14 protein-coding genes are annotated in these 24,274 nt (G+C 34.5%); 1 reads left to right on the forward strand and 13 read right to left on the reverse strand.

Annotated elements, in window-relative coordinates:
- Nucleotides 1-73 precede the first annotated feature (73 nt).
- The 8 genes from C1T31_RS06725 to C1T31_RS06760 all read right to left on the reverse strand — a co-directional run bounded on the left by C1T31_RS06725 (nt 74) and on the right by C1T31_RS06760 (nt 14,954).
- Entirely contained in the window at nt 74-2,179 is a 2,106-nt protein-coding gene (locus C1T31_RS06725; protein WP_103051705.1) for a gliding motility protein RemB, read from the reverse strand.
- Nucleotides 2,180-2,287: 108 nt separating this feature from the next.
- The gene (locus C1T31_RS06730; RefSeq protein ID WP_103051706.1) at nt 2,288-3,082 is read right to left on the reverse strand and encodes an energy transducer TonB; all 795 of its coding nucleotides are present in this window, start codon (nt 3,080-3,082) and stop codon (nt 2,288-2,290) included.
- A gap of 116 nt (nt 3,083-3,198) precedes the next feature.
- Complete coding sequence (locus tag C1T31_RS06735) at nt 3,199-3,918, reverse strand: energy transducer TonB (protein ID WP_103051707.1); 720 nt, start codon at nt 3,916-3,918, stop codon at nt 3,199-3,201.
- A gap of 59 nt (nt 3,919-3,977) precedes the next feature.
- Nucleotides 3,978-4,382: a VanZ family protein gene (locus C1T31_RS06740; RefSeq protein WP_103051708.1), complete on the reverse strand. Its 405-nt coding sequence runs from the start codon at nt 4,380-4,382 to the stop codon at nt 3,978-3,980.
- Entirely contained in the window at nt 4,354-4,734 is a 381-nt protein-coding gene (gene gcvH, locus C1T31_RS06745) for a glycine cleavage system protein GcvH (RefSeq protein WP_103051709.1), read from the reverse strand. The genes C1T31_RS06740 and gcvH overlap by 29 nt, the downstream gene beginning before the upstream one ends.
- A 59-nt stretch (nt 4,735-4,793) precedes the next feature.
- Nucleotides 4,794-12,005, reverse strand: coding sequence for a T9SS outer membrane translocon Sov/SprA (gene sov, locus C1T31_RS06750; protein ID WP_103051774.1), 7,212 nt, complete (start codon nt 12,003-12,005; stop codon nt 4,794-4,796).
- A gap of 6 nt (nt 12,006-12,011) precedes the next feature.
- Nucleotides 12,012-12,593, reverse strand: a complete 582-nt coding sequence (gene ruvA, locus C1T31_RS06755) for a Holliday junction branch migration protein RuvA (RefSeq protein WP_103051710.1) — start codon at nt 12,591-12,593, stop codon at nt 12,012-12,014.
- 57 nt (nt 12,594-12,650) lie between these two features.
- Nucleotides 12,651-14,954 (reverse strand): NADP-dependent malic enzyme, encoded by a 2,304-nt coding sequence (locus C1T31_RS06760; protein ID WP_103051711.1) that lies wholly within the window; start codon nt 14,952-14,954, stop codon nt 12,651-12,653.
- Between the two features lie 212 nt (nt 14,955-15,166).
- Here C1T31_RS06760 and C1T31_RS06765 point away from each other — a divergent pair, with 212 nt between their 5' ends.
- Nucleotides 15,167-17,533: a DUF5686 and carboxypeptidase-like regulatory domain-containing protein gene (locus C1T31_RS06765; RefSeq protein WP_103051712.1), complete on the forward strand. Its 2,367-nt coding sequence runs from the start codon at nt 15,167-15,169 to the stop codon at nt 17,531-17,533.
- Nucleotides 17,534-17,540: 7 nt separating this feature from the next.
- On the opposite strand, the gene C1T31_RS06770 is transcribed toward C1T31_RS06765, so the two are convergent.
- The 5 genes from C1T31_RS06770 to C1T31_RS06790 all read right to left on the reverse strand — a co-directional run bounded on the left by C1T31_RS06770 (nt 17,541) and on the right by C1T31_RS06790 (nt 24,128).
- Nucleotides 17,541-18,437 carry a carbohydrate kinase family protein gene (locus C1T31_RS06770; RefSeq protein ID WP_103051713.1) on the reverse strand — a complete coding sequence of 299 codons (897 nt, stop codon included), beginning with the start codon at nt 18,435-18,437 and terminating at the stop codon, nt 17,541-17,543.
- An 8-nt stretch (nt 18,438-18,445) separates the two neighbouring features.
- Complete coding sequence (locus C1T31_RS06775) at nt 18,446-19,525, reverse strand: glycoside hydrolase family protein (RefSeq protein ID WP_103051714.1); 1,080 nt, start codon at nt 19,523-19,525, stop codon at nt 18,446-18,448.
- Between the two features lie 33 nt (nt 19,526-19,558).
- A complete protein-coding gene (locus tag C1T31_RS06780; protein WP_103051715.1) occupies nt 19,559-21,025 on the reverse strand; it encodes an MFS transporter in 1,467 nt (488 codons plus the stop codon).
- A complete protein-coding gene (locus C1T31_RS06785; protein WP_123912639.1) occupies nt 21,019-21,387 on the reverse strand; it encodes a glutaredoxin family protein in 369 nt (122 codons plus the stop codon). The genes C1T31_RS06780 and C1T31_RS06785 overlap by 7 nt, the downstream gene beginning before the upstream one ends.
- Before the next feature lie 122 nt (nt 21,388-21,509).
- Complete coding sequence (locus tag C1T31_RS06790) at nt 21,510-24,128, reverse strand: TonB-dependent receptor (RefSeq protein ID WP_103051717.1); 2,619 nt, start codon at nt 24,126-24,128, stop codon at nt 21,510-21,512.
- Nucleotides 24,129-24,274: the final 146 nt, after the last annotated feature.

The raw sequence follows: 24,274 nt of genomic DNA on the forward strand, positions 1-24,274 counted from the left end.
CAAAACTAATAAAACTTAATAAGCTAAAATACTTATAATACGTGAACGAGACTTTTGATTAATTGTGTGAATTTTACAAATCAAAATACCAGTTGAACAAGTCTGTTCTGATACCCAAATTAAACCAAACGGTATTACTCTTAATGGCCGTGTTGGTTATGGTGTTGGGGTTAAAGTCTCTAAAGGTCAGATCAGCAAAAATCTTAAGATTGGTAGCTGGATTAATTAAATATCCAGCTTGGACGTTGGTAAAAAACGTGGTAGTTTTATTTCCCTGACCCAACTCTATACCATTATCGCTAGGTCTGTCATTATAATTACGATAAATATCACCACCATAACTAAAATTATCTCCTGTAGTGTTAAAATCCAATCCACGTTCACCAACTACCATCTTGGCATTGGCAAACCAGCGTTTAAAATGATAGCGGCCAATTAATACAAACTCACTAAAATTGGCTCCCCATAAATGCGCCATAGACTGGTTGTTATGCCCATAATTTAGTACAATGGTATTATGGGAATAAGTATAAGGTCTTACTCTATTGTATTCTGCTTGAACCATCAAGTTTTTAACCTTAAAGGCATTAAAATATTTTACGCCCAATTGATAGCCATATTTGTTTTTCCAACTTTTATTGCCACCTGTTATATCATCTAGAGAAAATTCGTCTAATATAAATTGCCCATAGCTGTAGATATTATCGGTAAATTTATACTTAGCTGATAGTCCCATCACCGCATTTCCCGCATCCTGTCCCGTTTGGAACTCAATAGCGCGATAAAAAATAATAGGATTTAAATAGCTGACATCAAAACCACGATTATCAGATTTTGCCCAAATAACCGATTCAAACATTCCAATATTCAAACGTTTGGTGGCATTCCAACTTAAAAAATGGGTTGCCATGTACTTACTTAAATAGGCGCCTTCAGGATCGGTTGCTTCAGGTCTAGAATCTTTTAACCACATCCAAGTACTGGTGTATTTAATTTTCCAAAATTTAGTGTTTAGCTTTAAAAAAGGATAAGGGCTGGCAACATCACTAGTAAATAATGAACGGTAACCATCGCCTATAAAGTTTTTCCCTTGTCCAAACTGGACATTGAAAAATTTAACTGGGGAATAGGAAAGATAAGCTTCTGCAACAGGATAATCATAAGCGTCTTTCTTGAATTCTTTTGCTATACCTCGTCCAGGAATAATAGCAATTTCATCGGCTGCCCTTATAGATTCTGCGTATTGGTTGAAGTACTGTGGAAAACGTCCTTGACTCTCAAAAACCGAAGTGTAGAAAGTTAACTTTTTACCCAAGCCACCTTGAAACATAATACCTCTAGTATTATTAAATGTGCTATTGAATTCAGCTTCTGTATCTTTACCAACTTCAAAATCAAAAATGGGGTCTACAGTAAACCAATAATCCTTCCCTTCTACCCTGACAAAACGCTCATTCCATAATTTTCTGCCGGCAAAAGATGATTTTTCCTTGGCTAGTTTGGCTTGTTCAGCTTCAAAATCATAATACTTGGCAACATCTTCATACATATAAGGTTTTGAACCTGTATGGCTATTAGTTCCAACTAAATTGATGTTTCTATCAAACTGGGCATAATAACTATGGGTAAACGGAATATTTAATGTACTGGAATATTCTCTATTTGAAAATGGTTTCAAATTTTGATTGACACTATCGTACTCTGATTTGGCAGCGTTTTCTAATTCTGCTAATTCTTCATCTTCGGAAAGATCCTTGGTAGTTACCGATTGGTCAACTAATGGGATTTGAATTCCCATAGAGTATTGCTTGAAGGTCGAATTACCATTATAAGTGGCAGGCTGAATTTTAGGAAAGCTTTCAAAAATGCGCCTGGCTTCTTCCTTTAATTCTCTATACATGGCATCTACATAAATTACGCGAAATTCCCCTTCAACATCTACTTCAAAAAGAATAACGACTTCACCTTTGTAATTGTCTTTAGTTACCTTTTCAGGAACCTGAAATTCATTAAATATTTTAGTATAAACTTGCTTGTCAAAACAGGCTTGAAGCGAATCGACCGACACGCTCTCACATTCAGGAAAAACAGGGGGCTTTTCAAAAAATAAATCATCCTGTGAATACAGATTGTATTGTATAGCACACAACACTATTACCAAAAGTGGTTTCCAATTCATTGATACAATTTTTATGAGTGCAGAAAGATACTATTTTTTTAATAATGTCATAAAAAATACCGCTATCAAAAAGGTGTTAATAGCGGTATGATACTTAAAAAGTATGACTTAATTTTGAATGGTAAACGCTATAGGTAATGTATATAAAACATCAACAGTTTTATTCCCATGCTTACCCGGAGTCATTCGAGGCAGCTTATTAACGACTCGATTAGCCTCTTCACCCAACTTATCATGAGTGGCTTGGGTTTGTAAAATTTCTACCTCGCCTTGTCTGTTAATTTTAAAGTTTACATAGATTTTCTGTTTACCCTTAAGTCCTAATTCAGACCCTAAATCTGTATCAAACTTTTTCTGAATGAACTTGGTCAATTTGGAAGACATGCAGTCACGTCTTTCTTGATTAGAATTCAATTTTTCACAACCTGGAAACACAGGAACTGTTTCAACCAGCATAATATTCATAAGACCTTCAGGTTCTTTATCCACAACAATCTTCTCTGGTTTAATAGGCTCGTCCGTTGTTGGTAAATTCTCATCAAAGATTTCGTCTGTATTCTCCTCGACATCATCAGTGTTTTTGGCGACCTCAATCTTGTTGGAATACTTTATTTGCTTTTTAATGGTCTTCTCAATCTTTTCAACTGGCTCTCTGTAAATTTCATACTTGTCCATTGAGAATTCTGTTGGCACATCGTCAACATAAGCCATATCAGGAATAGTTGTTTCAGTTTTTAGAAATTTCATTTCTAAAAGACCATAGGCAAAGAGCAAACAAAGAATAAGTCCTATTTGAAAATAGAGCGTTGAGTTTTTTTGTAAATTTACATCATGCTTTTGCGATTTTTTCACGTTTACCTCATTTTGCCGAATGAGTTCGTGGTTTTTTCTTGAAAAATTCATAATACTATAGTTTAAATTGTTAATATTATGATAAAATCACAATAAGCATACCAAAAAAGAAATCCCGTTACAAAATTTGTAACGGGATTTTAATTTATAAATGAATCTTATACTACTTAATCTTGTACTTGGAATTTAATTGGTAAGTAATACGGTACTCTTACAGCTTTACCGCGTTGTCTTCCAGGTTGCATTTGTGGCAATAAACCAATTACACGTCTAGCCTCTTTTTCCAAACTTGGGTGAGGTGCTCTAACTTGAACATCAACGATTTCACCTGTTTTGTCAATTTTAAAGAATACACGAATTTGTTGAATTCCTGATAGTCCTAATTCTTGAGCCAATTCAGTGTTAAACTTCTTTCTAATGAAATCGTTCATTTTTTGGTTCATACAAGCTTTTTTAGCATCGTTATTTCCTTTTTCGCATCCAGGGAAAACTGGCACGTTTTCAATAACAGCGAAAGGAACTTCAACATCTTCTTCAACTTCCTCTACCTCAACTTCCTCAACCTCAACAATCTCTTCCTCTTGGCTAGTTTCTGTTGATTCGATTACTGTTTCCTCTACCTCTTCCTCATCTTCAACTACCTCAATAACTTCTGGAGCTGCTGGTGGTGGCGGTGGTGGCGGTGGTGTCGCAATCTGTTCAGTAATTGGAACTTCTTCTTCCAGTTCTTCATCTAAATTCAACTGTCCTATGTCGATATCTGACTTATCGTATGTTTTGTAGTTTATGGCATAATTGGTTAAAAACAGCATAAGTGCTAAACCAATCGCAAAAAACAGGGAACTGTTTCTACCTACATTTGATTCTGGATTTTTTTTAGGTTCCATAATTTTAAGTTTATTACTGTTCGCTAAAATAACCAAATTAATGGTAAATAAGCAAACGATTAATATATTTTAACGTCTGTTTTTTTGACCAACAGTATCAAAATACTCATGAGCATGACACCTGCTATATTCGATATAATATCGGCTTCGTCATATGAGCGTGAAATGGTCAATACTTTTTGTAATACTTCAACAACTGTACCAAATGCTATACAGGATCCAGCTACCACTATTAAAGTTTTAATTTTTGAAGTATTAAATTGCCATTTTATGGCAATAAACCACAACAGGGTTAATAAGCCGTAGGCTAAAAAATGGAAAATCTTGTCACCGTAAGAGGGCACAAGAGAGTCCAAGCCACCAAAATCGATTGTAATTAAACTTACAATTAGCAATAAGATGGTATATAATATGGCTATTTGTAATGATTTTTCTTTAAGCACCAATGAGTTCCTTGTATTCATCCGGAGACATTAAGTTGTCTATTTGTGAAACATCAGAACATTTTACTTTAATCATCCAGCCTTCGCCATAAGGATCGGAATTCACCTTTTCTGGTTCATCTTCCAAAGATTCATTAAACTCAATGATTTCACCCGAAACCGGTAGAAAGAGATCTGAAACTGTTTTAACAGCTTCAACGGTTCCAAAAACCTCATCAGCTTCCAAAGTGTCATCAACGGTTTCCACTTCTACATAAACAATGTCGCCCAACTCACTTTGAGCAAAATCTGTAATGCCTACAGTGGCTATGTCACCTTCAATTTTAACCCATTCGTGATCTTTTGTATACTTTAATTCTGATGGTATATTCATGGTCAATTAAATTTTTTACAAATGTATTTATTCGGTTTTTAAAATCAAACAAATAGTTTTTAATTACCGAAATTATATCGCAATGTTATTCCAGAACGAATAGTAGTTTGTGGAAATGCAGTAGAAATGGCATACTCTGAAAAGGCATAATCAAAATAAAATATACCTGTTAAATTTTTACTAAAGGCATAATCGGCAGTAAATTTAGCTGACCAAATGGTTTGTCCAGACGTAATCTGGTTGTTATCCAAATCAAGATACCTGATAATGGTTTTATTATCACGTACTGAAACATCTGCTTTCATATTCAAATCACTGACAATCATCCGTCGTGGACCTGCCAATTTCGATTTTATTCTAACATCTTTAACTCGATAACCCAGTCCTAAAATGTATTCATTGCCTTGTATTTCGGTCATGAGATTATTGTCAAAACTTAAGGAAAGCAGCCTATCCTTTTTCATTTCGGCTAATATCTTTATGGAGTTATTCATTTCCATATCCACCCTGAAAAGTGGCGTAAACATTTCAGCTAAATTGATATTGCTATATATTGTCTCGTTCTTAAAGTTTCCACTTTGGTCTACTTCCGTAGGGTTATCTGGATCGTAATCTAAATTAGAACGAAATTGATTAATGGTATAATTTGAACGGTACCCATGAATAATTGAAAATCGCTTAAATCTATCCTTAAACCATTTAAAATTCATTAACCCTGTATATTTGATGTCCCAGTTTGGAATTGGTATATCCCTAAACGCATCTAGAGACACTTTTCCTGCATCTTGTCCAGAATAAGCCGATAGAAATGAAGGGAGTAAAACAGCCTGACTGTTTTTACCAAATCCTACAGGGTAACCTTCGGCATCAACCGGAAAGGCTGTGGTGCCATAAAATTGTGTCGCGAGCCTATTGGCTACCTTAATTCTGTTATTTCTAAATTCAGTGAATGCTTCCGATTGTCTTTCGTCACTTTTACTAAAGGCTGTCTTGATTAAAATGGTTGAAATATTAAAGTTCCCAAATGAATTTGGCGTCAAAGACTCATATTCTAATTCATCTCCCAAATCATTAACTCGATAGTTTTCCGTATAGTTTTCAGCATAAATTCTATTCCCAACCAAATCAATTTTCAAGTCCTTGAAAGGCTCTACAGTGGCCGTATAATCCAATTGCCTTGTTTTATTGACACGATACTGGTCATTAAATTCTGGATAAAGGGTTAACCAACCTCTTCGTGCTGCCAACTCCCTTACATCATTTTGGCTACCAAATGTAAAACCAACAGTTGGTTTTAAAGTCCCAATGAAACCGGGTGTTTGCAAATATCCTGGCAAGTAGGTTCCATTAGTCTCCGAATAATTAAGTGTCATTCGTTTAACGCTGGTCAAAATTCCAATTCCTGTATTTAATAACTTTGTGCCTGCACTATTGGATGCTTTCTTTTTCGGTTTTTTGTCGTCTTTGGAGTCCTCTCCATCTTTAGATGAAGGTGGCTCTGATTTACTATCTCGACTTATCGGTCCAGATGTTCTGCTTCTTCTAACCGGTTTCTTTTTCAATCCTATATAATTATAGAATTTGTTCATGTTGAAGGTTGTATTCAATGTATGCTGGTTGGCGTTAGAAACAGTATTTCCCAAATCATACGTTTGTCCATCTACTTGTAAATCACCAAATAAATCAGATCCCTTTTGCCATTGAAATTCACCACTGTAAGAATAGTTGGCATCTATAAATGCGAAGGTGGGTATTTTATTTAGAGGAATTTCATAGTTTACCCCTAATTGTTGATACTGCGTATTGGGGTCTCCAAAATCAAACATGCCATCCCAAATGTCCAATTCAGGGTCTTGTTCTCCGTTTAAGATGTCGTTCTTAAAATAATTTCGAACAATATTGACATTGGAAGCTGTGAAATTTACACTTAAGGAATTTGTCAAGTTGTAATTTATAGTATAACCAAAATCAAAGGTGTAATTTCTTCTAAACAACTCCTCGAGGCCAATATTTGCTCCGGTTAAATCCACTTCTCGAAATTTTTGCCTGTTGAATTGTCTATTGATATTTGTGTTAACAACAAAACTCGCTGGCAACGGGTTAACATTAAAATCCTTTAATATTTTCCAATACTTACCAGTAAATAGAGAATCATTTTTTTTGAATGGTTCTATAACTAATGGGTTGAAATTATAAGCATAATTGACACCTGTTGATAAATTTTTATCTACAGATCGTTCAATTTCAAAATCCCGGTGCTCTATTTTGTTGTAAGAATAATTGAACGTAAAGTTCTCCACATCGTAAAAACGTGGAGCTGATTCACCTGTTCGAACCTTACGAACACCTATGAAATTAATACTTTTTCTTTTAGTATAATTTTCATTGACATTTAATATCGAGTCTTTGTTGCTATTGTTATCTAATTGAGTTTCCAATTCAATGTCTCTGTAGAATTCATCAAACTTTGGTGTAATTTTTTCTTCACCAACACCGTAATTAAACGGTATTTCCACTCCCCATTTTTGTGGCAGTAGCTGCCCTATATTAACATTGGTAACAACATCATATTGAACAACATCTTCAATACTTCTTTCCAAGGGTCCTTGTTCTATGGTTCCAAATCCTGATGTACTTTGTCTACCAGTAGCACTGATGCTTGCAAAGTCCGCAATATTAGAATCCATACTTAATACAGCAGCCCAACCACCTTTATTTTCCATATCGGATAGGCGTAGTTCATTAAACCAAAGTACACCACATTGATCAATATCTGTTCGGTTTTTAACCCCAACCATCAATGTTCTAATATCACCAAAATTCGGATTACCGACAATGGCAACACGATGGTACCCATCTCCAAGACCAGCTCCAGTAGGCAGAGGGTCATATTCTAAAACTGGATTCTCACTAACCTGTTCACTGATTACATCATAAAATGTTGGATCTGGACTACTGATGTTTCCAGAAGCAATTGATTTAGCTTTAATTTCTTGAAGGACTTTTAATGGTAAATTAATTTGGTTAGCTTCTGGCCATAATGCCGCTTGTGAGGTTCCTTGAGACACTTTTAACGGCACTTCTATTTGATAGTAGTTTTGTGTTAAGTCATTACCCATTCTAATAAAGCCCACCAAATCATCATCAGCTAAACCTGGAACACTTCCTGGTTCAGCGTGCATAAACATTCGTAAACGTTTATATTGGCGCATGTCAACGTTAATGTTTTTAAATACCGCTCTTCCATCATGAGATTCTAAATCACAAACATCCAATAATAGTGATTGCTCATTTTGCCTAATTACTGTATTATTATTAAATAACTCTTCAGGAACCACACCTGGTGGTGACTGGTAACTACCATCATTTCTTAAAGTACTGATTACTCCTACAGAAAATTCCGTATTATCCAATGATGGATCTCCTTCATCTTCATCTAGAGTTTGCGTATAACGTCTCCATTCACTTCTTACAAGATCTAATGTCCCAAAACGAAAAACGGTCTTTTCAGAAAACTCCTTAAGATACATTCGGGCAAAACGAATAGATCTTAAATCTGTTATGCCGCCTTCAGCATTTGTGTATTCAGAAACTGGAATTCTAAATTGGTACCAAACAGGTGTTACTGTTGTACCATTAGGAAGACTTCTTATTTGAGTATTTTTAATATCTACAATATACGGGTTGTTCAGGTTCAGAGTTGCAGGAGATAGTTCCACTTCATACTCAAAATAACTATCAATAGTATTCATGGTATTATCGCGGTTTACATCTTCTACATCAGGCTGTGGGTTTGCGCCTCGATTAGTATCTGAAAACGTATCAGGAGAATTTCCCTCAACGCCATTATAACGCTTATAGCGTTCAAAAATATCGCCTTCTGCATTTAAAAAATAAGCGTAATTATCATTTGCTGGATCATTCAATGTCGCAAACGAGGAAAATTTGATGCGTTCTTCTGCATCATCATACCCGTCATATCCAACATCTTGGTTGGTTCGTTCTTGTCCAGTAGTATCAAATGCATAAATCAGCGATTGATTTTGAGGGTAAACCGTTCCCCAAGATGGAGATTCTGGAAGTACACCTATGACATTTCCATCAGCTGGAAGACCATTTTCGTATAATTTTCTTCCATCCTTAATAATATCTTCCGAAATATTACCCAAATTGAATACTAATTTACCCCCTGTATTAGTCGGGTTGTCTTGAAAAGGATCTTGTAACCAAAATTCTATATACTCGACATTGGCCTGTTCGAAATCTGTTGATGTTATTTGACGTGTTATACCAGCCCAACTATCTTCAGGGTTTGTTAGCGTGTTGGTGTTTATATCGATGTTGGTCGTTTGAAAATTGTATGGCCCCCTTTCTTCGGGATAGAAGGCTAGATCTAATGTGTTGAGAATGGTTGTTTGTCCTTGCGCGATATCTTGTTGCGGAAATAATTCATTAATAAACACGCGACTGGTAAACAAATCAGAAATATCTTCATCAGTTATTCCACTTGGTGCTCTATTACTGTAGAAAATTGGGTCAATAAAATACCAATTCAGCATGGCTCTATTAAACCCTTGCTCGATACCGTTTTGATCATCATCATTATTATTAATACCTCTTGGCCTAGTTGACAGAAACCAAGATTGTGGTGATTTAAGATCGATATTATTCTGTGTCCCTTCAAAATCGTCAACATAAGCAGTTGCTTCGCCTTGAAAATCGGTTCCTTTAGGCGATCCAGGAGCCAGATAGGCAAATTCTCCCCTTAAGGATACATTTGAAGGCACATCGGTATCAATATTTGGTAATTTATTAACCATTCTTGTTAGAAATGGGACTTCAGTGGAGTAGTTTCCGTTAAAGCCAAAAATATGGTTATTGATGGGCTCTTGCGCATAATTGGCCTTTTGAGTAATTGGTCGTTCATTTAAATGCAACCATGTACCCCCTATCACAAAATTATCATTGAATTTATGCTCAACATTTACCCCAGTAAAGCGTTTGGTTTGTTGGCCAAATACCGCATTGTTTTCAGTTGAAACTTGAATAGGTGTGTTGGATGCTTTAAGTGCTTCGTCTAAAATTTGTACCGTTCCTTGCTGATAATTTACTGTATAGTCTATTCCTTCAACTAAAGTTCGTCCTCCAGCAGTAACGGTCACTGAACCACGCGGGACATTAAATGCGCCTATTGGTATTCCATCGCCTCCGGCTGACTTATACCGTCCTTTGATTTTGAATTTATTTTTGTCTGCTTCCTCTAAAGCGGCTGTTTTGGTTTCCTTATATAGTATATCATAAACATATTTTGATTGATTATCATTATATGTTGCTGTATTGTTATAATCTTCTGTACCCAATGCCAGTGTATTAAATAAATACTCTCCAAAAGGTTCAGCCTTCGTAAATACTATTTTCCCATTCTGTGGCAATACTGTTATTCCTGGTACAAAGTCAAAAAAACCATCACCGTTTGCCTGAGGATCATTGTTAAAATTTAGTCTATCTAAATTGAATAGTCTCAATAATGTTGTTTCTTGTATGGGATTACCTTCAAACGATGGAAAAGCAGTCCCATCAACAGGAGTAATAAAGTTAAGCGGTGAGGCCTCGTTGTAAAAAATGTTTAACTTAAAATCTTCCTGACTTAACTGATAAGCTCCTGTATCATAAATGTTCTTCATCATTAAATCCCAAATAGGTTGCTGAACATTGGTTACAGGACTCTTTAATAGTTTTAACACCAAACTGTTGTTGGTTACTGTTGTAATAGTTCCAGAGGTATCAACCCCAGTTGGGTCAACTCCCCCATTGGCAAATTCACCAACTTGAAAAACCTGACCACCAACGGTATATTGGAAAGCTACTGCAACAACCTCATCATTTAGCAAACGTTGATTTAAGGATATATACCCTAATTGCGTGTTAACTGTATACTCTTGTCCTTCTATTAATTTTCTAGCATTTTCTAATTTAGCATAATCAGACCCTTCATTAACTCTATTCGAAAGAATTCCAAAACCTTGTTGTGCCGTCGCAATATCTCTAATCAGGTTATTTAAAACTGATCCTGATCCAATGGCCGTAGGGTCATAATCATTATTTCCGTTATCTGGGAAGGCATTAGGCCCGGCGTTCAAAAATCCTGGTGGAATTGGCTGCAAATAGATGTCATTGTCAACTGGATCTGGATTTGATTCACCTAAATCTTGAATAGCTACCACATTTCTAACATTCTCCGTTCTGTTGGTTCTATTCGTTACCCAAACTTCAATCCTTGTTATTTGGACATTGGTATTAATGAATGGATAGTTAGCCAAAGCTTCATCATAATGGTCTCTAAAATAATGTGCTAAAAAGAAGTGACGGTTTTCATCATAGTCACGAGCAAAAAACTCAAACTCTTCAAGAGTACCTCCGCCTTGAGCTACGACGGTTCTTCTATCCGAACGTTGCTCTGAAAACACGCCTGTGATAGTTGTTCTACCAAATTGTAACTGCGTTTTAACACCAAATAAACTTTGTGCTCCCGTTATTAGAGAACTATTGAGCGGCATACTGACATTACCTACTTCAATTTTTTGAATAATATCATCTTCTGTAGGTGTATATTCTAACTTAATCAGGTTTTGGAAGTCGAAAGTAGACTCCGTGTCATAGTTCGCAGTAACTTGTAAACGGGTACCAACTTTACCCAATAAACTTAAACTGATTCTTTGATCAAAATCGAAGGTAAAACTACTTCTATTTCTAGGTGAAAATGCTGGATTATCTTGCTTGGTGTATAGTATCCCCAAATCCATTTCAACAGACCCTTGTGGAATAACTTCAATGGTATTACTACCGAAAATCGTTTCGAAAAACCCTGAATTGATATAGAATTCTGGGAGAAGATTTCTCTGTTCTTCTTCAGCTCCTTCCTTTTTCCCATCCAACGCATCAATCTGTTGCTTATAATAAGATTGAATACTTTCTTTTAAAATCAAATCTTCATATTCTTCCCTAGTCAGAATAATAGGATAATTAATATTAAAACTACCTACAGTTTCTGTATAAATATATCTATCAGTTATAGGATCGTAAGTATATTTAGATTCTATACTATTAGGGTTAGGCATTTGCATATTACCTAAATTAAAACCTGTAACAGTAGCAGTCGAATCTTGCTCTACAGGTTCTTGTGAAAAAGCAAATACCGTACACAACAGTGCAACAATGGAGACTAAACGGTTCTTATGTGATATAAATATACTTGAGTTGGTTGTATTCAAAATCAATTATAAATTTTTTAGCGCCTGCTTTATAATAGTTTCTACATCAGCATTTGGATCTTGTGATAAAATCTTATCGACAACACGTTCCGATTGTTTTTTCAAAAAGCCCAAAACTTCTAAAGCTGATAACGCCTCATCTTTATTTGTATTGCTTTCAAGAGCAGAATTTTCATCAATATCGTAGACTTTCAAAATTTTATCTTTCAAATCCAAAATTACTCGTTGAGCGGTTTTAGCTCCAATTCCCTTAATGGATTGAATCAATGCCACATCACCAACAGCTATACCTTCCCTGACCTGTTTGGGCGTCAAAGACGATAACATGGTTCGGGCCGTACTTGCGCCAACACCACTTACTGATATTAATAGTCTAAAAATGTCCCTTTCAGAAGTCGTTGTAAAGCCGAAAAGGGTGTGAGAATCTTCTTTAACTTGCAAATGCGTAAAGAGTTTCAAGTTTTCCTGATCAGGAATTTGAGAAAATGTATGTAAGGAAATATTTAATTGATAGCCAACTCCACCACAATCAATAATAACATTCGTTGGTTTTTTTTCGACAAGTTTTCCTTGAATATGTGAAATCATTAAATAGGAATCTATTACCTCTCAAATGTAATAAAATTATTTACAAAACAAAGTTGTTTATTTAGTGATTCCCGCTTTTAATTCAAGTTCTCTTTTTTCTTTTTGCTGTGCATCTATGACCGCAATTGCTGTCATATTCACAATCTCATCAACACTGGCATCCAGTTGTAAAATATGCACTGGTTTTCGCATACCCATCATGATTGGACCAATGGAGTCAGCTTTGTTCAACTCCTTGAGTAATTTGTAGGTAATATTAGCCGATTCCAAATTAGGAAATATAAGTGTATTGACCTTTTTTCCTGCCAATTTCGAGAATGGAAAAATATCTTGAAGCATCTCACTATTCAATGCAAAGTCCGTTTGAAGTTCGCCATCAACCAATAAGTTTGGATGTCTTTTATGCAAATAGGCAACTGCCTCACCAACTTTTGTGGCTGTTTGATTTTTTGACGACCCAAAATTGGAGTATGAAATCATAGCCATTACAGGTTCCATCCCAAACATTTTAACAACGCCTGCTGTCATTTGAGCAATCTTGGTTAAATCACTTGCCGAAGGATTAATATTGATGGACGTATCACTTAAAAACATAGGACCGCGTTGGGTCATCATGACATTGGTAGTCGCTACTCGTGTTGAGCCTGGCGCTAGACCTATTAATTCTAACATGGGTTTTACTACAGAAGGATAACTGCGAGAGTAACCTGAAATCATGGCATCGGCATCACCTTCATTAACCATCATAGCGGCAAAATAATTACGTTCACGCATTATTTTTTCAGCAGAATATAGTGTGACACCTTTTCTTTTACGTTGTTCCCAATAAACTTTAGCATATTTATTCTTCCTTACCTCTTCTTCATCAGCTTTTGGATCAATTATAGGGACATCGGCATCAAATTCTATATCTTCTTTTAGTTTTTCTATAGTATCACGTCTTCCCAATAAAATTGGAAATGCAATTCCTTCGTCATAAGCTATTTGAGCTGCTTTTAATACATCTAAATGGTCAGCTTCAGCATAAACAACGCGTTTTGGATTTGTTTTGGCCCTATTAAGTAATAAGCGAACTATTTTATTATCGGAACCTGAACGTTCCAATAATTCATCTTCGTATTTCTGCCAATCCGTTATTGGTTGTTTTGCAACCCCACTTTCCATAGCCGCTTTTGCAACTGCTGGAGGAACTTGAGCAATTAATCTTGGGTCAAATGGCTTCGGAATGATGTAATCCGTACCAAACGTCAAGCGCGTTTCGCCATAGGCAATATTCACTTGTTCAGGTACAGGTTCTTTAGCTAATTCAGCTAAAGCACGAACTGCCGCCATTTTCATTTCCTCATTGATTTTAGTGGCACGAACATCTAACGCTCCCCTAAAAATAAAAGGAAAACCAAGTACATTATTTACTTGATTGGGATGGTCACTTCTTCCTGTTGCCATAATAATATCATCGCGCGTATCGATTGCCAAATCGTAAGCGATCTCCGGATCCGGGTTTGACATGGCAAATACAATAGGGTTAGCTGACATAGATTTTAGCATTTCAGGAGACACAATATTGGCCGTAGACAATCCGATAAATACATCGGCGTCTACCATAGCTTCTTCTAAAGTGTCAATTTTTCTATGTGTCGCAAATTCTGCTTTTTCTTTAGTCAGGTTTTCTCGGTCTTGTCTTATAACGCCTTTACTATCCAACATCACCATATTTTCACGAACTGCTCCACAAGCTTGGTATAATCTCGAACAAGAAATGGCTGCAGCTCCTGCACCACTGATTACAATCTTTACTTCGTCAATCTTTTTTTCTGCTAATTCCAAAGCGTTAATCAAAGCAGCGGCTGAAATGATAGCTGTTCCATGCTGATCATCGTGCATCACCGGAATATCTAATTCTTCCTTTAAACGACGTTCAATCTCAAACGCCTCTGGAGCTTTGATATCTTCAAGGTTTATACCGCCAAATGTTGGCGCAATATTTTTGACCGTTGCAATAAATTCTTCAATGTTTTCTGTATCTATTTCAATATCGAAAACATCAATGTCGGCAAATATTTTAAAAAGCAGACCTTTTCCTTCCATAACAGGTTTGGAAGCTTCAGGACCAATATTCCCGAGCCCTAAAACGGCTGTTCCATTAGAAATTACTGCTACTAAATTACCTTTGGTAGTATATTTATAAACGTTGTTTTTGTCTTTTTCAATTTCGAGACAAGGTTCCGCTACACCTGGCGAGTAAGCCAATGATAAATCTCTTTGACTTGCATATTTTTTTGTTGGAACAACTTTAATCTTCCCAGGAGTTGGCTTGGCATGATAAACTAAAGCCTCTCTTCTTCTACTCTGCTTGCTCATAAATTTGAATGTTTATAAGACACAAAGGTAGTACATTTTAACTGTGATTGACAATTTAATGAATGTTGTGTTTTTAAATATAAATCCTATTTTTAGATTATAGTATAACAACTGAATATTCTAATAAAATTTCTCATGTAGTGTTTTAATTTTTTTATAACATTTTTAACCTACAATCGTTTTAATAACACATAACAATCATTAATTCAAATATGTTAAAACCTAACCACTTTATCATTTCTCTACTTTTTATACTTACTTCCATAACTATTTTTTCACAAGCTAACTCCAAATACACCGTTGTTGATTTTGACAATAATAAACCCATAGCCTTTGCAAACATTATATTCAATGACAACAAATTTGTAGGTACAACTAGTGATATAGACGGTGCCTTTCTTATTGATAACAAAAAAGTACAAACTTTAACCATAAGCCATTTGGGCTATGAGACTAAATCTATCAGCATAAATAATATTTCAGATTTAACTATTTCCCTAAAGAAAGATCCTATCTCTTTAGACGAGGTCGTTTTGAATCCTAAAGAAAACCCAGCAATACCGATTATTAAGAAGGTGATCGCCAACAAGGAACTGAACAACCCTGAAAACATTAATTCATTTTCGTTTACTTCTTACAACAAGGTGGTTCTAGATTCCAATACTAAAGACAATGATACCATAAATGAATTTTTGAAGGACAAATACTTATTTATAACAGAAACCCTTTCGAAGCGTAAGTACCTGAAGCCTAATTTTGTTGAAGACAGTATTATTGCAACACGTGTTTCCGGTTTAAAAAAACCTATATTTTCAGTCCTATCAACTGACTTTCAACCTTTTTCTTTTTACGACGAATACATTAATCTAATTGGCATTAACTATTTAAATCCAATTAGTAATGGTAGTCTTAAAAAATATGATTTTGTATTGGAAGAAACGTTTCAAAAAGAGAATGACACTATTTATGTTATCTCTTTCAAGCCCCAAAAGAATAAGAATTTTGATGGACTAAAAGGTGTTTTCTACATAAACTCAAATAGATATGCTGTTCAAAATATCGATGCTGAACCTGCTATTAAGCAGAAAACCTCAATAAAAATTCAACAACAATATACTTTTATAGATGACGCTTATTGGTTCCCTGAACAACTTAATTTTATTATAAATGTAGGTGTAAGTGAAATTGGACTCAAGTATATTGGTAAAAGTTATATAACTGACATTTTACCCAATGCGCCATTAACTAAAAAAGACTTCCCATTTGAGACCGTAACCTTTAAAAAAAGAGACGTTGTAAAAGATTCAACTTTTTGGAATTTACATAGAACAGACTCCCTAGATATAAGAGAAAAAAGAACTTACAAGTTTATTGACAGTATAGGTAATGAAGTTAACTTTGATAAATACGCCAATTACTTGGAAGCTTTAGATTCAGGAATGTTATCTTTTAACTATGTGGATTTTGATATTAACCAATTGGCCAACTTCAATAAGTATGAAGGCACCAGATTGGGAGTTGGACTATACACTAATGATGATTTGATTGAAAATGTTTCATTTGGTGGTTATGCAGGTTATGGTTTTAGAGACCATACTTGGAAATATGGCTTTAAAGTAAATACCATTTTACCCACAAGAAAAGATGTATCTTTTAGTTTAAGCTATGATAACACATTAAGGGAAGCTGGAAAATCGATATTTCATAAATATGGTCTTTTTAGCTCGGCAAGAGATTTTATTTCTGAAAACATGGATCACATCGAATCCGTTAGTTTTCAAAGCAAGATGAAACTTATAAGGAATTTGTATTGGACGTTTGATTTCAGAAACACTAAAACAATCCCTAAATACAATTATACCTTTATAGATAATAATCAGATTATAAGCAATTATACCAATACAACCTTTACTGCAAAATTTGAATACTATTTTAACGAAAAAGTTGTGACTTATTTTGGTGGTAAAATGAGAATTGACAGTAATGATCCCGTAATCAATCTTACATACTCGCGGGGATTAAATGGTGTACTAAATGGCGACTTTAACTACAATAAATTTGTCTTCAGCCTTGATCATACTTTCACAATCACCAATCTTGGGGTAACGACTTACAGATTGGAATCAGGGTATATTGATACCTCTTTACCATATGGATTGTTATTTACAGGTGAAGGTTCTTATGATAAAAAATTTCCGTTTTTTATGAAGAACTATTTTCAAACCTTGCAACCTTATGAGTTCTTATCTGACAAGTATGTCAACCTCTTTACCTATCATAATTTTGGAGGGCTGCTTTTTAAAACAGGTAATTTTCAACCAGATATTCTTTGGCATAACAATGTAGGTATTGGTAACATAACAAACACTACCAATCACCTTGGTGTTCCTTTTACAACCAAAGATCGCTGGTTTTTGGAAACTGGCTTGGAAATGAAGAATCTTATAAAAGTCAATTATTTAGATATGGCAAACATGGGCTTTGGTGCTGGTGCCTTTTACAGATATGGCTATCATGCTTTGCCTGATTCAGGAGACAACCTTGTATTTAAGTTTAATGTTAGTTTTACTTTTAAGTGATATTGAATTATTTAATTTTACTACTTATAAATTTTCTTATACCGTCATTAGTAATAACTGGGTTTGCTCCTTCACTTTGAGCAACCATTGCTCCAACAGCACAGGCATGATCAATTGCTTTTTGAGGGGACTCATTTTTTTTGATAGAATTTATTAGTGTTGCAAGGAACGAATCTCCTGAACCAACAGTATCAATCACGCTTACTTTATAGCCTTTATTGTAATAGAATTTATCACTATAATATAGCACTGCTCCCTTATCTCCTAGGGTCACACATATACTTGATGTTTTGGTATGATTTGATAATCTCTTAATACTATCTTCTATTGAAGTTGAATCTAAACCTAGATTATTAATAATTTCGATAAGCTCTTCATCATTTAATTTAATAAAATCTGCCCTTCCCATTAATTCATTCAATAAATCTTGAGTATAGTGCGGTGCTCTTAAGTTGATATCAAAAACTTTAAAATTGGCGTATTCTAAAAGGCTTAATAAAGATGATCTAGACGTGTCGTTTCGCGCAGCTAGACTTCCGAAAATGAATATATCCGAATTGGCAACTAAATTTTTGCAAGCATCATTATATTTTATATAATCCCAAGCACTTGGAAACATAATTTCATAAGAAGCAGAACCTTCTTTACTTAAACTAACTTGAACAACTCCTGTTTTCAAATCTGAAGCCAATTGCACATTTGAAAAATCTAGTTTGTTTTCTTTAAAAATTTCTAGAAGTTCCATTCCTAAAGCGTCTTTACCAATGCAACTAATAATAGAAACTTCATTCCCAAACGATTTTAATCTAATTGCCACATTAAGAGGTGCCCCTCCAACCTTTTTATATGTTGAAAACACATCCCAAAGAACTTCGCCAAAACAGACTACTTTTAATTTCTTCATATTCTAGATTAGTCTTTTTTAGTAAATTCAACTCTAAATGGGTCTAAATTTATAAAGAAAGTCTCTGGAAATGTTAACCTTAAATCTGGCTCCGCATTTTCAGTATAAGGGGCAATGCATAATAATCGGTTATTATTAAAATCCGCTTTTAATACAGTCAAACCAAACAGATTTTCATCTTTTAGAATTTTAGAACCTAGAGAAATCCATGGACCTTCAACATTTTGAGATGTATATACCCTAACTTCTTTTGATACTTCATTGGAAGGTTGGCTTTCATGCAAACGGTTACAGGTAGAAATTATGAGATAATATAAATCTTTATCTTTATTATACAAAATTTTGGGAACTTCCAATTGAGTAAAATCATCACCATCAGGAATTAAAATTGGAGGATATAGTTTATTTATTTTAAAAACACCATCATTTTCTACAATTGTTGCTCTTGCTAAAGCTCCTGTTATAGGATTTGCTTTTGCTCCCCAAAATAGGTTTAACTCACCATTTTTATCAGAAAAAATAAACGGATCCCTCCATGACATAATAGGTCCATTCTCTTCTCCCAAATTACTCCCCAAATTATCTATTCTATCTAAATAATATCCTCTATCTACAATTTCATCCCAATCTTTAGATGGAGAAGAAATGGTTTTTATACTATTTTCTAGCACTGAATGACCATCATTTGAAATTGCTAACGCAATGCTTTGATGATAATTTCTACTGGAATCAATATTTTCAATACCAGTAAAAGCCACAAGTTTTCTTTCATCTGAAAGCGGCATTACACTTCCACTCCAAATAGTTTTAAAATTGAGTTTACTTACTTCATCTGTACTTAATAAACATCCTTCATCCCTCCAAGAATTGCCGACATCTTTGGATGAAAAATGCCTGATATGAAACGGAAAATTATTACGCTCGTTGGGGTCTAACTTTGAACCATCAGATAAAAATCGTGGCACAGCCAGACAATACAAATGAAGTGTTTCATCCTCACAATAAGACCATGCATCCCATAAGTATAAATAAGGGTGTTTAATACCATTTAAAAACAATGTTTCGTGGGCTTTTGGAATATTATTCATTGAGACTATCATTTTACTAAAATGAATATTATATTATTTCTGATTTTCAAATTCTAAATTATCATTGGGCCTTCCCTTTAAACGAAGAGCTAACAAACCGGCAATAACAAATAAGACTCCAGCAAATAATATGGCATTAATAGCATCGTTACCGAGCACATTTTTTACTATTGGTCCAAACGTTAAAGTTTGAATACCCATTGGAATAACAATCATCATGTTAACTATTCCCATGTAAACACCTCTGCGTTCTTCAGGAATAACTTTTGAGACCATGGCATAAGGAATACCCATCATGGCAGCCCATCCAATACCTAATAAAATCATTGGTGCCAATAATGCATATTGGTTAGTTATATATGGCATGCTAATCATTGCTATACCAGTCAAAAATAAGCTTCCAACATAAACGAGCTTATTACTAAATCTTAAAGCAATTGGAACTAGTATTAATGCAACTATCATAGTAACAAAATTATAAGTCCCATTCATTAATCCAGTTTGAGCCAATGCTTGTTCAGATAACGATTGTATGTTTTGAGCAAACATTGTGTCAGATATACTGATTTCAGCTCCAGATTTGCATGCATCTATAATGGAGTCAAACTTATTGGTATCCTCATTGCTTATTCCAAACATACTTGAACGTAACATGGGAGTAATAAACTGCCAATAAATAAACAATGCATACCATTGGAATAGGTAAATACCAGCTAATTTTTTCAATAGTTTTGGCATCTCTCCAATAGCTTGGTAAATTTCAATGAAAGGCTCGATTGTTCGATGCAAAAAAGAAGCGTTTTTATTGCGCTCGTTAATATATTTTAACTCTTCCTCTGATGGAGGTATTTCTGGTGTTTTAAAAACTGACCATAAAATAGTTCCGATTGAAGCTATTGCGCCTAAAAAGAATGAATAGTATACCCATTTAGGTATAGCTGTAATAGTTTCTGTTTCACTACCGCATAATGAAGCCCCTTCAACAGCTGGAACGCTAAACCAATCTTGAAACAAAAACAAAGAAAAATTTGCCAAAGTTATACCTGCACCAACAAACAAACTCTGCATTTGAAAGCCATAAGTTAATTGTTCATCTGGTAATTTATCTCCAACGAAAGCTCTGTAGGGCTCCATAGCTGTATTATTAGCTGCATCTAATATCCAGAGTAACCCAACAGCAAACCATAGTTCGGAACTAAAAGGAAATAAGATTAAACACATACTCGCGATAATAGCTCCTATAAGAAAAAATGGTTTTCGCCTTCCATAACGTGGTGACCAAGTTTTATCGGATATAGCTCCAATAATTGGTTGTATTAATAATCCTGTAACCGGACCTGCCAAATTAAGTAATGGTAATTCCTCATGATGTGCCCCTAAAAAGGAAAAAATTGGGTTTACAGCGGTTTGTTGTAAACCAAAACTGAATTGAATGCCAAAAAAACCAACATTCATATTCCATATTTGCCAAAAACTTAATTTAGGTTTCTTTATCATGATCTTTCTAATAATTTATTTAGAAACTCTTCAAACTCATCATTATTTGTGAATATACTACCAGCTTTATCAACTACTGGAAGACTTAAATTGGAAAGTGAAATTTTAGCGGCTTTTAATTTGGCAATCATTTCCTTTTGTTTAGCAAGATTTAGATCAATATCATAATATTGAAATTCAATATTATTCTTTTTTAAAAATATTTTTGTTTCTAAACAATAATGGCAGGTATCACTTCCATAAATTATAAGTTTTTCAGAAACTACCTGATTATTTATATCATCTGTTTTAATTCCTTGGCTAAATGCTGAAAAATTATTCAATAGAGCAAGAATTACAGTAATAAAAAACACATTTTTTTTCATGAAACTAAATTTAATAAGAAAAGAGCCGGTATTAAATGTGTTAACACCAACTCCTTTCACACACTTAAAAAAGGTTATATCAATTTTAAAAACCAACCCATTTTAAATCCTAAAGACTAATTCTAAAATCTATATTGTAGTGCTAATGACATTGATCTACCGGGCAATGGTCTTGCTCTAACATAATTATCCTGACCTTCAGTAATACTACCTTCTTCAACTTCGGTAACACCAATTGAATCAAAAATATTGTTAGCTGATAGGTTAACAAATAAATCTTTCGTAATTCCTACGTTTACAAATCCATTTACTATCATAAAACCAGGCATTACCAATTCATTGGTATCTTGTGCATATGCCTTTGTTTGCCCAATAAAACTTAATCCTACAGCATTCTGTTTAGTTGTACCAAAATTATAAGATGGTATGATATTGTAAATTAAGTCTGGTTGTCTTCTTGGCGTATTTCCCTTATTGTCCCCAGAGTTTACTTCAGCATCAGTATACGTTATTGCACCTCTTAAATTAAAATTATTAAATCTATAATATCCTTCTAGTTCAACACCAATAGATTTATAATCATTCTCGATAATACTATTTGAAGTAGCTTCAAAACCACCTTCTTCTCTAGTTTTTGCATAGAATGCAGTTGCATAAATTGCTCCGTTAGCAAAACCACGCTTATAACCCAATTCGGCTTGATCTATAAAATCTAATGCATTAATTCTATCTCCATCTTGATAATTTAAACCTGAAAACAAAATCCTGTCCGCCTTTGCCGATGCACCACTTGAGTATCTACCAAAAACAGACTGGTTATCCTGTATCTTGAAATTTAATCCTAACGAGTAAGAAACATAATCATAGTCATAATCAACAGCAGTTGGGTTAGCAGTATCAACAGCCGAAACATCTTGTTCTGGCACAGAAATAAACCCGTCGTTATTAATATCGAACTCCGTTTGAACTGTTCCAGCAAATGAACCATCAACACGTCCTTTATCATATCTTACACTACCATCAATTGTAAATTTTTCACCAGCTTCAATTGTTACGTTTGCATATGGTGCAGAAACGTTATATTGAGTATCATAATTTCTAGTACAACAGTTACCCCAAAACGGTACTCCGTAAGCATATAAGCCGTTATCACTTAAAGGATTACTAGCTGAATCAAATACGTTAATCAATCTAGCATTGTCATCATTTACCTCTTGTAGGTAAGAATTCCATAACCATGACATAGAAATATCTTGAATTGCCTTAAAATATCCTAATGTAACATCAACATTACCAAACGATTTAGACAATTTAAAATCATTCATAAAATTGTTAAAATTATTCAATTCAACATCAAACATGTGAATTCTAGCCACTAAACTATTATCTGCAACTGATGTTCCATCAGTAAACGATAAAGTTGACCCTGTCCCAAAAGATTCAGCGATTGCCGATGCAGATGCAACTTCTGCAGGAAATGGCGAAACAAATGCTCCTTTATTTGATGAATACCTTCCGTTATTTCTAACTTTCCAGTTATTTCCTAAATCAAATGAAGCTTCAAAGCCAACCGAAGTCGAAATTGGGTTCATTCCATCGGCAACATTAGATCTTCTTAATTGACCATCACCGCCTAAACCTACATTTTGAGTTAAATTAGATGTATGTAAAGATCCAGTTGTTGCATCAAAATTTGGAGCATCTCCCCAATCTGGGTCGCTATTAGTACCTGTCACCTTCATTGGCATTGGCAAATAAGCAACAGCCTTATCATTCAAATACTTACCATATACTCTAACATAACCATTCTTGAAATCTTTAGTGAAGTTCAGTTTAAATTGACCTCCATTATTAGCTGTAAAACCTGTTTCACGTACACCTTCACCAACTCTGTAAAATCCTCCCATATGGAAATATAAATCTTCTCCTATCCTTGATCCATAATCAAAATCTGTTCTGAAAGAATTATAATCTAAACCAAAGCTAGTTGCAATTGATCCTCCTTCTACTCTACCTGTTTTACTAATAATATTTATTATTCCTCCAGGTGCGTTGGATGATAATGTTGAAGCAGATCCACCTCTAATTGCTTCAATACGTGCAACATTAGCATCAAATCTTGTAAAAATATCTGCTGTTCCAAATGAAATATCTCCATATAATAACACAGGCAACCCATCTTCTTGTAGTTGTACATATTTAGATCCACCTGAGGAAATGGGCACACCACGAACCGCTATATTAGCATTACCCTCACCACCTGATGATTCTGATCGAATACCAGGTAATGTTCTAAAAATTTCCGCTGTTGTTCTCGGAGCAGATTCAACAATTGTTTTAGGCTTCATTGTTGTAATTGAAACACTTGATTCAATTTTTGACCTAGGATTTACAACTCCAGTAATAATAACCTCATCTAAAGATTCAGTATCTTCATTCATTACAATATCAAGTGTGACATCATTTCCAGAGACCTCAACACTACTATTTACATTAGCGTAGCCTAAAAAACTAGCTTGTATAGTGTATGTTCCATCTTCCACATTTTCAATGACAAAATTACCGTCTATGTCTGAAACTGCACCTTGTGTTGTTCCTGAGATGATTACATTTACACCAGGTAGCGTCTCCCCATTTGTGTCGCTTACTGTTCCTGAAATATTAACCTGCCCCATTACAAAGGATGTAGTTAATACCAAGATTGTTATAAAGAACTTTTTGAGCTTCGTTAGTTTTTTCATTTTGGTTTTTATTGAATTAGTGATATTTTATTTATTTATCTTCTAAATTATTAGTTAACAATATTAAAAAATGACAATTTAATATCGAAAACGTTTTCGATTTTACCGAAAACGTTTTCGATCATGTAAAAATTAATTATATTTAC

This window comes from Hanstruepera neustonica (assembly GCF_002895005.1).
Lineage (GTDB): Bacteria > Bacteroidota > Bacteroidia > Flavobacteriales > Flavobacteriaceae > Hanstruepera > Hanstruepera neustonica.